The sequence below is a fragment of the Paenibacillus sp. 32352 genome (genome assembly GCF_002042965.1).
Classification (GTDB): Bacteria; Bacillota; Bacilli; order Paenibacillales; family NBRC-103111; genus Paenibacillus_S; species Paenibacillus_S vulneris.
Genome location: NZ_MZNT01000004.1, coordinates 346559 through 362835, shown reverse-complemented (window position 1 = coordinate 362835; position 16277 = coordinate 346559). Strand labels below are relative to the sequence as shown.

12 protein-coding genes are annotated in these 16277 nt (G+C 50.8%); all 12 read left to right on the top strand.

Features of this window, described 5'->3' with window-relative positions:
• Window positions 1-83 precede the first annotated feature (83 nt).
• The 12 genes from bshC to murD all read left to right on the top strand — a co-directional run bounded on the left by bshC (window position 84) and on the right by murD (window position 16237).
• Window positions 84-1724: a bacillithiol biosynthesis cysteine-adding enzyme BshC gene (bshC, locus tag B1728_RS12310; RefSeq protein WP_079910497.1), complete on the top strand. Its 1641-nt coding sequence runs from the start codon at window positions 84-86 to the stop codon at window positions 1722-1724.
• A gap of 111 nt (window positions 1725-1835) precedes the next feature.
• A complete protein-coding gene (locus B1728_RS12305) occupies window positions 1836-3098 on the top strand; it encodes an adenosylhomocysteinase (protein ID WP_079910496.1) in 1263 nt (420 codons plus the stop codon).
• 258 nt (window positions 3099-3356) lie between these two features.
• Window positions 3357-4418, top strand: coding sequence for a DUF4349 domain-containing protein (locus B1728_RS12300; protein ID WP_079910495.1), 1062 nt, complete (start codon window positions 3357-3359; stop codon window positions 4416-4418).
• Window positions 4419-4535: 117 nt separating this feature from the next.
• Window positions 4536-4973 carry a division/cell wall cluster transcriptional repressor MraZ gene (gene mraZ, locus B1728_RS12295; protein ID WP_079910494.1) on the top strand — a complete coding sequence of 146 codons (438 nt, stop codon included), beginning with the start codon at window positions 4536-4538 and terminating at the stop codon, window positions 4971-4973.
• Window positions 4974-5007: 34 nt separating this feature from the next.
• Window positions 5008-5958 (top strand): 16S rRNA (cytosine(1402)-N(4))-methyltransferase RsmH, encoded by a 951-nt coding sequence (rsmH, locus tag B1728_RS12290; protein WP_179135988.1) that lies wholly within the window; start codon window positions 5008-5010, stop codon window positions 5956-5958.
• Between the two features lie 48 nt (window positions 5959-6006).
• The gene (ftsL, locus tag B1728_RS12285; RefSeq protein ID WP_079910493.1) at window positions 6007-6435 is read left to right on the top strand and encodes a cell division protein FtsL; all 429 of its coding nucleotides are present in this window, start codon (window positions 6007-6009) and stop codon (window positions 6433-6435) included.
• 21 nt (window positions 6436-6456) lie between these two features.
• Complete coding sequence (locus tag B1728_RS12280) at window positions 6457-8760, top strand: penicillin-binding transpeptidase domain-containing protein (protein ID WP_256865336.1); 2304 nt, start codon at window positions 6457-6459, stop codon at window positions 8758-8760.
• Window positions 8761-8841: 81 nt separating this feature from the next.
• Window positions 8842-10782: a stage V sporulation protein D gene (locus B1728_RS12275; RefSeq protein ID WP_079910491.1), complete on the top strand. Its 1941-nt coding sequence runs from the start codon at window positions 8842-8844 to the stop codon at window positions 10780-10782.
• An 89-nt stretch (window positions 10783-10871) separates the two neighbouring features.
• Entirely contained in the window at window positions 10872-12362 is a 1491-nt protein-coding gene (locus B1728_RS12270) for a UDP-N-acetylmuramoyl-L-alanyl-D-glutamate--2,6-diaminopimelate ligase (RefSeq protein WP_079910490.1), read from the top strand.
• Window positions 12355-13758: a UDP-N-acetylmuramoyl-tripeptide--D-alanyl-D-alanine ligase gene (locus B1728_RS12265; RefSeq protein WP_079910489.1), complete on the top strand. Its 1404-nt coding sequence runs from the start codon at window positions 12355-12357 to the stop codon at window positions 13756-13758. The genes B1728_RS12270 and B1728_RS12265 overlap by 8 nt, the downstream gene beginning before the upstream one ends.
• A 94-nt stretch (window positions 13759-13852) precedes the next feature.
• Window positions 13853-14815, top strand: coding sequence for a phospho-N-acetylmuramoyl-pentapeptide-transferase (gene mraY / locus B1728_RS12260; RefSeq protein ID WP_079910488.1), 963 nt, complete (start codon window positions 13853-13855; stop codon window positions 14813-14815).
• Between the two features lie 3 nt (window positions 14816-14818).
• Window positions 14819-16237, top strand: coding sequence for a UDP-N-acetylmuramoyl-L-alanine--D-glutamate ligase (gene murD / locus B1728_RS12255; protein WP_079910487.1), 1419 nt, complete (start codon window positions 14819-14821; stop codon window positions 16235-16237).
• The last annotated feature ends 40 nt before the right edge of the window (window positions 16238-16277 follow it).

Sequence of the window (16277 nt, the reverse complement as noted above, 5' to 3'; positions counted from 1 at the left end):
TTTTCTCTTTTGACGATTGTGCCAATCATGTGTACAATCAAAGAGGTACATATAAATCATTGTAAAGTGAGGCGGCTGCCTTGTTGAAAGTAGAATCAATTCATTGGAAATCCAGCCAGCCTATCACGGAGGATTATGTTCACCAATTTGACAAGGTAAGAACCTTGTTCGATTATAATCCATGGGATGGCTCATCATGGGCTGCAAGAGCGGAGTGGCTGGATCACGGACGTCAATCCGCAGCTGATCGCGGACAAATCGCCGATGTGCTATCCGCCTTCAATGCCCGGCTGCATAACGCTCCTGAGGCGATGCATGCCATAGAGCAGCTTCGCGATGAACGAACGCTTTGCATCGCAGGAGGCCAACAGGCCGGCTTATTCACTGGCCCGGCGCTGGTGATCTACAAGGCGGTAACCTTGATCCGCTCCGCGCGGCTTGCTTCCGAACGGCTGGGACGCCCTGTAGTGCCCGTCTTCTGGATCGCAGGGGAAGATCACGATTTCGACGAGGTCAATCATATCTATGCTTTGTCGCAAGATCTGCAGTTGAACAAAATCAAGGTTAGTTCTGCGAGCGAGAAGCGCAGCTCGGTCAGCCGGCTGGATATTTCCGCCGGGCAATGGGAGGAGGCACTGCAGCAGCTCGATGCGTCCTTGATCCCTACTGAATTTAAGGCTTCCTGGATGGACGCTCTTCAGACCATAGCGGCCAGTTCATCGACGCTGGTTGATTTCTTCGGTCAGCTGATGGCTAAGCTGTTCGGTTCCTACGGTCTTGTGCTGCTGGATTCAGACGATCCTGCGCTGCGCCGGGTCGAAGCGCCTATGTTCCGCCGGCTGCTGGAGCAGCAGGCGCCTTTGCATGCGGCGTACCTTCAAGGAAAGCAGCGTGTGAATGAGCTTGGCTACGCCTCTCAGGTGGAGATGCATGAGCGGGGGGCGAATTTGTTCATTTTCGATGAAGATGAACGCATTCTGCTGTATGCTTCGGAGGAAGATCCGCAGCTGTTTACAGACCGTAAACAGGAAAGACGGTATTCTCTGAGTCAGCTGCTGGACTGGACAGAGACGGCGCCGGAGCGGTTCAGCAACAATGTCCTGACCAGGCCTCTGATGCAGGACTATGTCCTGCCGGTGCTGGGGACGGTGCTCGGGCCGGGCGAAATTGCTTATTGGGGATTGACGCGCGATGCATTCCATTACGCGGGGATGAAGATGCCGATTGTCATTCCACGCGTGGAAGTGACATTAATGGAAGGAATTGTCCAGAAAAACATGACGAAATACGGCTTGTCCCTGGATGATGTGCTGTACCGGCTTGAGGAGAAGCAGCAGCAATGGCTGAAGGAGCAGGACAGCCTGAAGCTCGAGGAGCGATTCGAGCAAGTGAGGGTTCAGTTCAAAGAAAGCTATCAGCCGTTAGTTGAGCTCATTTCCGGAGTGAATCCGGGCCTTGGGAAGCTGGGGGAGACGAATATGGCCAAGATTTTGGAGCAAATCGGATTTCTGGAGCATAAGGCTGCCGACGCGGTTCGTTCCCAATTCGATGCTTCACTCCGTCAATTTCAGCGGATCGGACTATCCGTGCTTCCTTTGGGGAAACCGCAGGAGAGGGTCTATAATATAATGACTTATCTCAATAAATACGGAACCGAGTGGCTGTATGAGCTTGTAGACGGCGAGCTGGAGCTCGACGGACTGCATAAAGTATGCTATCTATAAAGCGAAGCGGGTCTGCACTGGCCTTAGCTTTGATTTATATAAAGACATCATGAGTGGCAACCGATCTTTACCAATGGCTGAAGCCTATAAACAAGATTTGGAGGATGATATATGAATACGAAAGAGCGCAGCATTATTAAGGACATTGCATTGGCCCCGGAAGGCCACTTGAAAATCGACTGGGTGAATGCCCACATGCCGGTATTGAACCGGATCCGCGAGCAATTTGAGAAAGAGCAGCCTTTTAAAGGCTTGAAGGTTGCGATCTCTCTGCACCTTGAAGCCAAAACCGCTTATCTGGCTAAAGTGGTTCAAGCCGGAGGCGCTGACGTTACCATTTGCGGAAGCAACCCGCTCTCGACACAGGATGACGTATGTGCGGCTCTTGTGGAAGACGGCATCACTGTATTCGCCAAGTACAATCCTGAGCCTCAGGAGTACAAGGAATTGTTGATCAAAACCCTGGAAACCGAACCGGACCTGATCATTGACGACGGCGGCGACCTTGTATCCATTCTGCACTCCGAGCGTAAGGATCTGCTCAAGAACGTTCGCGGCGGCGCCGAAGAAACGACGACGGGCATTCTGCGTTTGAAAGCTATGGAAAAAGACGGCCAATTGCAGTTCCCGATGGTTGCAGTTAATGATGCCTATTGCAAATATTTGTTCGACAACCGCTACGGAACCGGTCAATCCGTCTGGGATGGCATTAACCGTACAACTAACCTGGTTGTTGCAGGCAAGACGGTCGTCGTTGTAGGCTACGGCTGGTGTGGTAAAGGGGTGGCTATGCGGGCTAAAGGTCTTGGTGCCAATGTAGTCGTAACCGAAATCGATGCCATTAAAGCGGTTGAAGCCTATATGGACGGATTTGCTGTTATGTCCATGAAGGAAGCGGCCAAGATCGGTGATTTCTTCGTTACGGTTACGGGTAACCGCGATGTCATCCGTGGAGAGCACTACGAAGTGATGAAGGATGGAGCGATTCTATCGAACGCCGGCCACTTTGATGTAGAAGTGAACAAACCTGAGCTGGATGCGCTGTCTGTATCCAAGCGTACGGTTCGCCGCAACATTGAAGAGTATACGCTGAAGGATGGACGCAAGTTCTACCTGATCGCCGAAGGCCGTCTGGTGAACCTGGCTGCAGGAGACGGTCATCCGGCGGAAATTATGGATATGACCTTCGCGCTGCAAGCCATGTCTCTGAAATATGTGAATGACAATTACAAGCAAATCGGTCAAAAGGTCGTTAACGTGCCTTACGAGCTTGATGAGCAAGTAGCCCGTTTCAAACTGGAATCCATGGGCGTTTCCATCGATACGTTGTCTGAAGAGCAAAAATCTTATTTGGACAGCTGGACCGAGCATTAATGAAAGGTGAAGCCTTCCCTTATGGGAAGGCTTTTTAACTATATGAAAATCGCCCCCCACAAAGTGAAAACATGACCTCACTTTGCGGGAAATTAGCAGACTAGGAGACAACACACCCGCAAAGGCGGTTGGTTTTCACATACGAATACTAAAAAATGCATCTCTCCCAAATTTATGCAACAAACTCACGATTCTCCTCGTTTATAAAGTATCGCCGGTTGCGGCGTATATAGGAAGATTCCATAGGGGGGATCGTGTATGGGGGTCAAAGGGGATAGAGTGCGGGTATTATCGAAGCTCGGTTGGAAAAAATGGGCAATAGCCGCTTTGCTGGCTGTCGTCCTGACAGGCTGCGGAGCCGCAGATCAGAGCAAAAGCTCGGAATATTCTGCGGGGGCAAGTGATAGTGCCAAATCCATCAAAACGGATTCGAATCAAAGCTCAGCCTTAGCTGTGTCGGGCGCCGAGGGTAACAGGGCGGAACCACAGGCTGCCTCCGTGCCTGCCCAGGCACCTGACAGCTACAACGGAACCAGCCTCACGTCGGTTGATGCGCCGGACCGCAAAATCATTTACAGAGCCAGCATGACCATGCAGGTAGACAAGTACGAGGATGCCCAGCAATTAATCGAAGATGCCGTGAGGCAATCGGGAGGCTACGTGCTCCAGTTCAACCAGAGCGAGACGGCTTATGAGAAAAGCGGGAATTTCGTCATCAAGGTCCCAGCGAATGGCTTCAGCTCCTTGCTGAATCAACTGGAGAAGATTCACCCTACATCCCAAAAAAGCGTGCAGGGTCAGGACGTGTCGGAGGAATATGTGGATTTGACGGCCCGGTTAAATGCGAAGCAGGTTGTGGAGAAGCGTTTGGTCGCTTTTATGGAGAAAGCTTCGAAAACCGACGAGCTGCTTGCTTTCTCCAATGAGCTTGGTAAGGTGCAGGAGGAGATTGAGCGCATCAAAGGGAGAATGAGATATTTGGAGCAAAATGTTTCTTACTCGACCATTGAGCTCCGGTTGGTTCAAAAGATGGGCTCTGCGGCTGTCATCAAAGGCCAGGAAGGCGGGCCGCTGGTTCAAAGGGCCGCCTCGGCATGGAGCGGCAGCACCGCTGTACTGTCCGTCATTCTTCAGTGGATCGTCATTGCGGCCGCAGCCGTATTGCCTGTAGCCATCGTGCTGGCTATCATCTTGATCCCCACCCTGCTCGTGCGTAGGTCGAGAAAGAAGAAACAGCTCGAATTAAGAAAAAAACTGGCGGAAGAAAACCGGGAATCCATTCAAATTTCGTCGAACGATGAAGAGCGGCCGGAAGCCTAAGATGAAAATATTTTGTGAAATCCTGCTCTGTAGCAGGATTTTTTGTTTTTGTGGAGAAAACTAACTATACAAGTGGTGGAAAGTGGGGTAAAGTGGTGGAAAGGGGTGAGGGTTGACATGTTCATGGGCGAATACCAGCACAGCATCGATGATAAAGGACGCATGATCGTGCCGGCTAAATTTCGCGAAGCCCTTGGACCCTCATTCATCGTAACCCGCGGCTTGGACCAATGCTTGTTCGTTTACCCCAGGGAAGAGTGGAGTGTACTGGAGCAGAAGTTGAAGGCTCTGCCCTTAATGAAATCGGACGCGCGCGCATTTACGCGGTTTTTCTTTTCCGGAGCTACGGAATGTGAGCTCGATAAGCAGGGAAGGATGAATTTACCTAACAATCTTATTGAGCACGCTAAATTGGAAAAGGACTGCGTCGTCATCGGTGTTTCTAATCGGGTCGAGATTTGGAGCAAGCAAATGTGGGAATCCTATGCCCAACAATCGGAAGAATCGTTTAACGAAATTGCCGAGAAGCTTGTGGATTTTAACTTTGATTTATAAATACCGAATGACCTATACAGGAGGATTATGCATCATGTTTCATCACATCACCGTTTTGAAGGAAGAAGCCGTTGAAGGTTTGGAAATAAGGCCGGACGGCGTATATGTTGACTGTACTTTGGGAGGAGCAGGACACAGCTCAGCAATTGCTTCTCAATTGAATGATCAGGGTCTGCTCATTGCATTTGACCAGGACGATGCGGCGCTGGAGAATGCGAAGACCAAGCTGGCTCCCTATATGGATAAAGTTAAGCTGGTTAGAAGCAATTTTCGCGAGATCGAGAATCAGCTTCGTCATATTCCATGGGCTGTGAAAGACGGGATTCCACAAGTGGACGGAATCTTGTTCGATCTGGGAGTGTCGTCGCCGCAGCTGGACGAAGCCGATAGAGGCTTCAGCTATAACCATGATGCGGAGCTTGATATGAGAATGGACCGGACGACGGACCTTACGGCTAAGGAAATCGTCAATGAATGGCCGGAGCAGGAAATTGCCCGTATTTTATTTGAATATGGGGAAGAGAAGTTTGCACGGCGCATAGCCGCTGTGATTGCAGCAGCAAGAAGCAAGGGCGTTATCGAAACGACGGGACAGCTGGTGGAGCTGATCAAGGAAGGCATTCCCGCCGCAGCCCGCCGCAGCGGACCGCATCCGGCCAAACGAAGCTTCCAGGCATTGCGCATTGCCGTTAATGATGAGCTGGGGGCATTCGAGGAGGCGCTGGAGCAATCCATTCGTTGCCTGGCACCGGGTGGACGCGTCGCGGTTATTACGTTCCACTCGCTGGAGGATCGGATTTGTAAGCAAACCTTTGCCAAGTATGTTGAACGCTGCACATGCCCGCCGGATTTTCCGCTATGTGTTTGCGGCAGCAAAGGAATCGTCAAGCTGGTTAACCGTAAGCCTATTGAAGCCGGCAAGGTAGAGCTGGAAGCCAATCCAAGAGCCCGTTCGGCTAAGCTGCGGATCGCTGAGAAACTATAAATTAGATTAAGTCTATTATTTTGCAAGCGGCGAAGGAGGAGAACCTATATGCCTGCATACATTCATGGGAATTTGGCTGTCGAGCAGAAGTCGGGTCAAAAGGTGAATGTCAAGGAAACGAAAAAAATCGTTTACCGGAGTAAATCGCTTCCAGTCCAAGAGAAGCTGTTGTATCTTTTTACCGTTCTTGTATGCGTAGCCGTCGCCAGCCTAATTATTTGGCGTTATGCGCAAATTTATGAGATGAACACAAGAATCATGAAGCTCGAGAGCGATATTCAAATGCTGCAGGCGGAAAATAACGTGCTCAAGCGTACGATAGACAAGCTTTCCAGTCCGGACCGTTTAAGAGAAGAAGCGAAAAAATGGGGGATGGTGCCGACGGATGAAAAGCAAATCAGCAAGGTAGCTCGGCAAAACACCGAAAGCACCTCTGGCGCAACGGCTGCCAACCAGAAAAAAACGGAAACCCCGTAATCATCTGACTGGGAGAGATGAATGATGAACAAAAAAACGAAGCTGAGATCATTGTTAATCGGGGGGGTATTTACCCTCCTTTTTGTTGCTATTGTAGGCCGATTATATTGGGTCCAAATCGTTGACGGCAAGGTGCTGCTTGCTGAAGCGCAGAAAAAGTGGGAGTCGGAAGAGGTTATCCGTCCGGTTCGCGGCATGATCTTTGACCGCAACGGCAATGTACTGGCGGAGGATGCCCCTGCCTATACCGTTGCCTTGAATCCGAAGATCATACAAACCAAAGGCATTCAAACGGCAGTAACCAAAGGGCTGGCAGCCATATTGAAAACATCGGATGATCCCGCGGCTGTGGCTGAATTAGAAGACAAGATTAGGAAGATCGTGACCAAAGAATATCCGACTGCACAATATCCCCAAGTGGAGCTTCGCAATGAAGGCTGGAAGATAGACGCAGAGGTCGCTGAACAAATCAAACAATTGTCGGAGGAACTGAAGAAGCAAGGGGGAAAGCCATATTCAAGCGGTATTACGCTTATAGAAGAACAGAAACGCTTCTATCCTGGAGGGAAGCTGGCCGCTCACCTGCTGGGCTATGACAATAAGGAAGGCAAGCCTGTGATGGGCCTGGAGCTTTCATTGGATAAGGATTTAAAGGGGATTCCGGGATATCGTTCCTATGAAAAGGATCTGCATGGAGTCGAGCTGCCGGATGCAAAAGTGAATTATGTGCCCGCCGTTGACGGTAATAATGTTAAGCTGACTATAGACAAAAATATTCAATATTATATGGAAAGTGCATTGGAAAAAGTGTATAACCAGTATCACCCGAAAAGCTTGACTGCCATCGCGGCTGATCCAAAGACTATGGAAATTCTTGGTATGGTGAGCCTTCCGAATTTTAATCCAAACAAATATTGGGAATCGAAGCCGGAGGATTTCTTCAACAATGCGGTAGCTTCACAATATGAGCCGGGTTCTACCTTTAAGATCGTTACATTAGCTGCATCGGTGGAGGAAGGGAAGTTCAACCCGAACGATACGTTTCAGTCCGGCTCCATCGCGGTTCCGGGAAATAGGCTTCATGACCATAATATTGTCGGTTGGGGACCGATTTCCTATTTAGAGGGCTTGAAACGATCCAGTAACGTTGCTTTTGTTAAACTGGGGTATGAGAAGCTTGGACCAGATCTTCTGAGACAGTACATATTAAAGTTCGGTTTTGGGGCTAAAACGGGCATCGACATAGCCGGTGAGGTCAAAGGTGTCGTGAATATGAAAAACCCGGTAGAGTTCGCTACGGCTACTTACGGTCAGGGTCCCATCACCACCACGTCTATCCAGCAAACTGCTGCCTACGGGGCAATCGCCAATGGAGGTAAGCTGATGTGGCCTCATGTTGTCAAAGAGATCTATAATCCTCGTACCAAAGAGGTCGTTCAATCGTTTGAGCCGAAATTTGTAAAGCAGGTTGTATCCGAATCGACAGCCAAGCAGGTAAGTGAGCTGCTGGAGCAGGTCGTAAGCGACCAAAAAATCGGAACGGGGAAAAAGGCGGCAATCGAAGGATATCGTGTCGCAGGCAAGACGGGAACGGCCAACGTGGTTGAGCCGGGCGGCAAAGGGTATTCTCCTAATAAATGGGTTATTTCTTTTATCGGCTTTGCTCCGGTGGAGGACCCGAAAATTTTGGTCAGCATTATTGCAGACCAGCCTGATTTGGGCGGTAACTACCATCTGGGTAGTGATGTAGCTCCTCCAGCCTTTAAGGAGATTGTAGCGCAATCGCTGCGTTACATGGGTGTTCCTTCTTCTTCGCAGCAGCAAAAAGCCGCGGAAAAAGAAGTGAAGACAACGACGCTGCCGGACTTGGTCGGCATGACGCTGGAGCAGGCCAGAACCGCACTCAATAAATATGACGTTGTTGTGGAGGCTATTGGCAAAGGAGCTAAAATTACGTCCCAATCTCCGGCGCCTGGTACAGAAATCGGCTCCACCCAACGAATTTATGTAACGATGCAGGAGAATGGCGATTCTGCCGTACCTGATTTAACGGGCAAATCGTTGAGGGATGCGCTCGAAGTGTGTACGTTTATCAAGGCCAAATGTCAATCCTCTGGCGAAGGGTATGTCGCTTCGCAAACCGTGTCGACGGAAGGGGATACCAAAGTCGTTACTTTGCAGCTCAAGCCATATAACGAATTGCTGCAAACGCCGATTAACGACTCCGGCGGGACCAAGTCCGATAAGAAGGATACAGGCAAAGCAGCCGATCCTTCGAAAGGAAACGAAGCCTCAGGCAAAAAAGTTGCCCAGTCGGGCCGGTAAGCTTGTTCTATCCTCAGGTTGTCCCGAATAGTCTGGATATGAAACAATCTAGACAACCTTTCGGGAGGGGATAGATCGGTCATGAGGGCATCGAACGTAACGGTACGTCGTCGGCTGTTTGCCGCTTTAATTGTAGGAACTATACTGTTTGCCGCATTGATTGTAAGGCTGGGATACGTCCAGTTATGGATGGGGCCGGAATTATCCGAGATGGCTGAGAAGCTGTGGCGCCGGGAAATCCCGTTCGAAGCCAAACGGGGGGAGATATGGGATCGCAATGGAGTACAGCTGGCTTATAATATCAGCTCTCCTACGATTTATGCCATCCCTGCCCAAATCAAAGACGCGAAGGCTGCGGCTGCGCAGCTGGCGTCCCAGCTGCAGGTAACCGAGGATTCCATCTATAAACTGATTACGAAGAAGCAATCCAGTGTCCGGATACAGCCTGCAGGCCGTAAAATTACGCTGGAAAAGGCCAACGAGATTAGCCAACTGCAAATCCCGGGCATTGTGGTCGCCGAGGACAATAAACGGTATTATCCGTTCGGCGGCCTTGCGGCCCATATTCTTGGGTTCACGGATATTTATAATAAAGGATTGACGGGCATAGAATTAAAGTATGACAAATTGCTCACAGGTCTTAAAGGGAGCATTGCTTATTTATCGGACGCAGCAGGACGTCTCATGCCCAATTCCTCCGAGGAATATGTAAAGCCGCGGGACGGCTTGAATTTGCAGCTCACTATCGACAATCATTTGCAGTCCGTTCTAGAACGCGAGCTGGATCAGGCGATGGTGAGGTATCAGGCTAACGACGCAATCGCTATCATGATGGATCCGAATAACGGCGAAATTTTGGCTATGGGAGCGAGGCCGGGCTTTAATCCGGGGAGCTTCAGAGATTTCCCGAAGGAAAGCTATGATCGCAATCTTCCGATCTGGATGACGTATGAGCCCGGCTCCACCTTCAAAATCATTACTTTGGCTGCCGCCCTGGAAGAGAAGAAGGTCAATTTGAACGAACCTTTCTTCGATCCAGGCTCCATTAAAGTGGCGGGTGCAAATCTGCGCTGCTGGAAGCGCGGAGGGCACGGAAGCGAGACGTTCCTGCAGGTGGTCGAGAACTCCTGCAACCCCGGCTTTGTCACCATGGGGCAGCGCTTGGGCAAGGAGACGCTGTTTAACTATATTACGAATTTCGGCTTCGGGAAAAAAACAGGAATCGATCTGAATGGGGAAGAGAACGGAATCTTGTTCAAACCCTCGAAGGTAGGACCGGTTGAGCTTGCAACGACCTCGTTCGGTCAAGGGGTGTCGGTTACGCCGATTCAGCAGATTACGGCCGTGTCGGCAGCCATTAACGGAGGGAAGCTTTTTAAGCCCCACGTAGCGAAGGCTTGGTACAGCCCGGAGACCGGAGAATTGGTAGCGAAGGAGCAGCCGGAGCTTGTTCGTCAGGTGATCTCGGAAGCAACCTCCAAGCAGGTTAGGGAAACGTTAGAGAGCGTCGTAGCGAATGGTACAGGTCGTAACGCCTTCATAGAAGGGTATCGTGTCGGCGGCAAGACAGGTACGGCCCAGAAGGTAGTGAACGGCAGGTATTCCGCTACAGAGCATATTGTTTCCTTTATCGGCTTTGCTCCTGCGGATGATCCGAAGGTTGTCGTCTATGCAGCCGTCGATAACCCGCAGGGTGTGCAATTCGGCGGACTTATCGCCGCGCCGCTTGTTAAAAACATCATGGAGGACGCGCTCCATTATATGAATGTGTCTCCGCGCAAGGATCAGCTTAACCGCAAATATGTTTATGGGGATACGAAGACAGTGGAGGTTCCCAGTTTGATAGGGATGAGTATTACGGATATTTACGAGGATATGAACTCGGATTTCCTGCTGGCCAAGTCCGGCACAGGAAGCTATGTTGTCAATCAGGTTCCCAAAGCGGGGGCCAAGGTGGAGCAAGGCTCAACCATTCGCATCTATTTGTCGGACACCGCGCCCAGCCCGGATTCTCCAAAATAACATTTTCTATGAAAATGAAAATTTGGGCTTTTCATCGGAGCGTTTTTTGTCCATAATAGATACCATGTGTAAAAAACGGAGGGGGACTCATGCAGCTAAAGGAACTGGCTTCTCAGTTAGCAGTAAGCCATATTTTGGGTGACGGCGAGACGGTGTTTACCGGGATTCAGACCGATTCTCGCAAGGTGCAGCCCGGTGATTTGTTCCTGTGCATTTCCGGCTTGGTAACAGACGGTCATGAATATGCAGCAAAAGCCGTAGAAATGGGAGCTGCGGCTCTGGTTGTAGAGCATGATGTCGATGTGGATGTACCGAAGCTTGTTGTTAAGGACAGCCGGTTTGCAATGGCAGTCATAGCCAATCATTTCTATCAATATCCCAGCCGTCAGATGAAAGTGATCGGAGTTACCGGCACTAACGGTAAGACGACCAGCACGTATTTGATCGAAGCGATACTTAGTGATCAAGGGTTCCGCACCGGACTGATGGGAACGATCAAGATGAAAATCGGTTCAACGGTGACCGGGATGGAGCGTACGACGCTGGAAGCCGTTGATCTGCAAAAAAACCTGCGGCTTATGGCCGACGCCGGCACCGATTACTGCATCATGGAAGTATCCAGCCATGCGCTTGACTTGGGCCGGGTCAAAGGCTGCAGCTTTCGCACCGGCATTTTTACGAACCTGACGCAGGATCATTTGGACTACCACGAAACGATGGAGCAGTATAAAGCGGCCAAAGGACTTTTGTTCTCCCGGCTCGGCAACGACTTTTCGGATGATCCCAATGAGCATCGCTTTGCCGTCCTGAACGTGGACGACGCTGCTTCGGAGTATTATTCCAAGCTGACCTCCGCACAGGTCATAACGTATGGGATCGATCATAACGCCGACGTGCGGGCCGAGCAAATCGAGATCACGTCCAAAGGCACACGCTTCCGCTGCGTAACCTTCCGCGGCACGGCGGATATCCAAATGAAGCTGGTCGGTAAATTCAACGTGTATAATGCGCTGGCTGCCATAACAGCCGCTTTATTGGAAGGAATTCCTCTTGAGGGCGTGAAAAAAAGCCTGGAGGCGATCGAATCCGTGGATGGGCGTATGGAAATCGTCAACGCAGGGCAGCCGTTTCTTGTGCTGGTCGATTATGCACATACACCGGATGGTCTGGAGAATGCACTCTCCACGATCAAGCAGTTTGCCAAAGGCCAGGTTTACTGCGTGTTTGGCTGCGGCGGGGACCGGGACCGGACGAAACGCCCGTTAATGGGCAAAGTAACGGCGGCGTACAGCGATTATGTGTATGTAACCTCCGATAACCCGCGTACCGAGGATCCGGAACGAATACTGCAGGATATCGTACCGGGTATTGTAGAGGCGGGTCTGCATGAGGACCGATACGAATTGGTCACCGATCGGCGGGAAGCTATTCAAAAAGCCGTTGCTCGGGCAACCCCTGACGATGTAGTATTGATTGCGGGGAAAGGGCATGAAACCTATCAGGAAATCATGGGAGTCAAGCATGATTTTGATGACCGTGAGGTCGCCAAAGAAGCAATAAGGGGACGATACCATGATTAAACGTACATTAAAGCAGATAGCCGACATGGCGGGAGGCACTCTCGCATATGGTGACGATAATCTTGTGATAAAGGGCGTGTCCAAGGATACGCGCACGCTGCAGGAAGGCAACTTGTATGTGCCTTTAATCGGAGAATCGTTCGACGGGCATCAATTCGCTCTTGATGCTGTGTCCAAAGGAGCGGCGGCAACGCTGTGGCAGAACGATCACGATAATCGTCCGGAAGGTGTTCCGTTAATCCTGGTGGATGATACGCTAAAGGCACTTCAGCAGCTCGCCAAAGCGTACCGCTTGCAGCTGCCTGTCCGCATAGTAGGGATCACCGGCAGCAACGGGAAAACAACGACGAAGGACATGACCGCTTCCGTATTGTCCGCTTCTTATAAGGTGCATAAGACATTGGGCAACTACAATAACCATATCGGTCTTCCTTTGACGCTGCTGCAGCTCGAAGAGGACACGGAGGTCGCCGTTCTCGAAATGGGAATGAGCGGCCGGGGGGAAATCCGTTTCTTGTCGGAACTGGCCGAACCGGAGATTGTAGTGATTACGAATATCGGCGAGGCGCATCTGCTCCAGCTCGGAAGCCGGGAAGAGATCGCAAGGGCGAAGACGGAAATTTTGGCCGGTTTGCAGCAGGACGGGACGCTCGTCTACAATGGCGACGAGCCATTGATAGAGAAGGTGCTCCCTGAGCTGAAAGCGGAAGGCGGAATGAAAGCGACAAGGGTTCATCACGTTCGTTTTGGCGCCAACAAGGACAATGACTTGTATCCTTCCGATACCCGGATGGATGCAGCCGGAACGCATTTTCGCATTGAACGGTTCGATGGCGTGTCCTTCTATATACCACTCCTGGGCTTCCATAACGTAGTAAACGCTCTGGCAGCTATCGCCGTGGGGATTCATTTTGCCATACCTGCCGCCAAGATCGCGGAAGGCTTGAGAGCGTCCGTTATGACCGGCATGCGAATTGAAATGCTTAAGGCACCTTCGGGGCTTACCATCTTAAACGATGCCTATAATGCAAGTCCTACTTCTATGAAAGCGGCGCTGTCCCTTCTGGATGAGCTTCAGGGCTATCGGCGGAAGATTGTAGTTCTTGGCGATATGCTGGAGCTCGGGGAACGGGAAGAGGAGTTTCACAGAGAGATCGGCCGATTGTTGAATCCGGCAACCATCGATAGAGTTTACGTATTCGGCAAGCTGGCACAGTTGATATCGGAAGAGGCCGCCACACGATATCCGGCAGGACGCGTTCATACATTCGAGGATAAGAGTCAGATGGCGCAAGCCGTCGCTGCATACGCGGCACCGGAAGACGTCGTATTGGTCAAGGGCTCACGCGGCATGAAGCTGGAGCAGGTCGTAACGCTGCTCCAACAAGTCAAGTAGAATCATAGGCAACAACAGGGTATTTTTCCGTCATATAGGTTTGATGATGCTTACGATGTAACTTTCCTACGGAAAGTTTTAGGGGGACTTAATTGTGGATTTTAACGTGGTCATGATCACTTTGGGGGCAGCGTTCCTGCTTGCCGTCATTATGGGACCATTGGGCATACCTCTGCTCAGGAGGTTGAAATTTGGACAGCAAATCCGTACGGACGGACCGCAGGGTCATTTGAAAAAAGCGGGAACGCCCACCATGGGAGGCACGATCATCCTGTTCGCTCTGGCGCTGGCGGTGCTGCGTTTTGCCGATAAGAGCATGGAAATGGTCATTCTGCTGGTCGCTTCCCTCGGTTACGGATTAGTTGGATTTATGGATGATTATATTAAAATCTTGCTGAAGCGTTCACTAGGCTTAACAGCCAAACAAAAGCTGCTCGGTCAGCTGATCGTATCGGTGATTGTCTGTATCCTGCTTGCCAAAATCGGTCACAGCACAGATGTTCGCATTCCCTTTATCGATTATACGATCCCGATGGGCTGGCTTTATTACCCATTTGTCGTCGTTATGATGCTGGGGACGTCCAATGCGGTGAATTTTACCGATGGATTGGACGGTTTGCTGGCGGGGACAAGTGCAGTAGCATTTGGGGCGTATGCTATTATTGCATTAAATAATACGATGCCTGATGTAGCGGTATTCTCTGCTGCCATGGTAGGAGCTGTGCTGGGCTTTCTCGTTTTCAATGCCCATCCGGCCAAGGTGTTCATGGGGGATACGGGGTCGCTTGGTATCGGCGGAGGTCTTGCCGTAGTAGCCATATTGACCAAAGCGGAAATTCTTCTTGTACTGATTGGCGGGGTTTTCGTAGTCGAAGTGCTTTCGGTCATCATTCAGGTCGTCTCCTTCAAAACAAGGGGCAAACGCGTATTTAAAATGAGCCCGATTCATCATCATTTTGAGCTGGTTGGCTGGTCCGAATGGCGTGTTGTCATCACCTTCTGGGCAACAGGCATCGTTTTGGCGGGAATCGGACTATTCGTAAACGAGGTGTTGTAGCATATGAAGCATCCACAAGCATATCAGAACGAACAAGTGGTCATTATAGGTTTGGCTCGCAGCGGCGTCGCTGTAGCCAAGCTGTTCCATGAGCTGGGAGCCGTCGTCACGGTTAACGATAAAAAGGAACGCGACTTATGCCCTGAGGCCGATGAACTTACGGCTCTGGGTATTTCTGTTATTTGCGGGGGCCATCCGTCCGGGCTGATTCACGAAGGCGTGAAGCTTGTCGTGAAAAACCCGGGGATCCCCTATACGATCGAACCGATTCAAAAAGCGCTGGAGCTGGGCATAGAAATCGTTACCGAGGTCGAGGTTGCCTACCATGTATGCAAAGCGCCGATGGTTTGTATAACCGGCTCCAACGGAAAGACGACAACCACCACATGGATTGGGCTCATGCTGGATAAAGCAGGGTTAAAGCCTATTGTGGCAGGCAATATAGGTCGTGCCTTAACCGAAGCGGCTTTGGAGGCCGGCCCCGACAACCATATGGTAGTCGAGCTGAGCAGCTTTCAGCTGAAGGGCACTACGGACTTCAGGCCTCAAGTGGCTTGCCTGTTAAATGTGTATGAAACCCATCTGGACTACCATGGAACAATGGAGGACTACATAGCTTCAAAAGTCAAGCTGTTCGCTAACCAGACCGCTGAAGATACAGCCGTGCTGAACTGGGACAATCCTGTATGCCGTCGAGTGGCCCAGGAAGTCAAAGCTTCCGTCTTTCCTTTTTCGACCAAGGAGGAGTTGTCCTATGGCGTTTTCGTTCAGCCGTCCTTCTCCGATGACGTGCCTGATGCTGAGCGCAGTATTGTCTACCGTGACGCTCAAGGAAAGACCCATCGTATCGTAGGGGTGAAAGAGATGGGGATTTTCGGGAGCTTTAACGTAGAGAACGCGGCTGCAGCGGCTTGTGCCGCATTGACGTTCGGCGTGTCTATCGAAATCATCGCTGAGGTTTTGAAGGAGTTCAAGGGAGTGGAGCATCGGTTAGAGCACGTAGCAACGCTCAACGGGGTTCTGTATTTTAACAATTCCAAAGCTACGAATCCTACGGCAACGATAAAAACGATAGAATCCTTCGAGCAGGACGTTATCCTTATCGCCGGAGGTCTGGAGCGGGGCATGGATTATATGGACCTGCTGCCCGTATTCCAAACCAGGGTCAAGGGATTGGTCGCCATTGGTCAAACCAAAGAGAAAATAAGTCATGTCGCCAAGCTTGCAGGCATGAGTCAAATCAAATTGGTCGATACTGCTAACAGTGTGCAGGACACGGTGACCGAAGCGGTTCGACAGGCTGCGGCGATGGCTAAAGCGGGAGATGTGGTCCTATTATCTCCGGCGTGCGCCAGCTGGGACATGTTTCCTTCCTACGAGGAAAGGGGAAGAATGTTTAGGCAGTCCGTGCATACCCTTTAAAGAGGGGGGTATACAAGCCTACCCTACCATTTTATAAGGT

Coding starts and splice junctions, on each gene's coding strand:
- B1728_RS12280 (WP_256865336.1), top strand. CDS start 6,457: ATGATGAACAAAAAAACGAAGCTGAGATCATTGTTAATCGGGGGGGTA.
- rsmH (WP_179135988.1), top strand. CDS start 5,008: ATGTTTCATCACATCACCGTTTTGAAGGAAGAAGCCGTTGAAGGTTTG.
- B1728_RS12275 (WP_079910491.1), top strand. CDS start 8,842: ATGAGGGCATCGAACGTAACGGTACGTCGTCGGCTGTTTGCCGCTTTA.
- B1728_RS12265 (WP_079910489.1), top strand. CDS start 12,355: ATGATTAAACGTACATTAAAGCAGATAGCCGACATGGCGGGAGGCACT.
- mraZ (WP_079910494.1), top strand. CDS start 4,536: ATGTTCATGGGCGAATACCAGCACAGCATCGATGATAAAGGACGCATG.
- ftsL (WP_079910493.1), top strand. CDS start 6,007: ATGCCTGCATACATTCATGGGAATTTGGCTGTCGAGCAGAAGTCGGGT.
- B1728_RS12300 (WP_079910495.1), top strand. CDS start 3,357: ATGGGGGTCAAAGGGGATAGAGTGCGGGTATTATCGAAGCTCGGTTGG.
- B1728_RS12270 (WP_079910490.1), top strand. CDS start 10,872: ATGCAGCTAAAGGAACTGGCTTCTCAGTTAGCAGTAAGCCATATTTTG.
- murD (WP_079910487.1), top strand. CDS start 14,819: ATGAAGCATCCACAAGCATATCAGAACGAACAAGTGGTCATTATAGGT.
- B1728_RS12305 (WP_079910496.1), top strand. CDS start 1,836: ATGAATACGAAAGAGCGCAGCATTATTAAGGACATTGCATTGGCCCCG.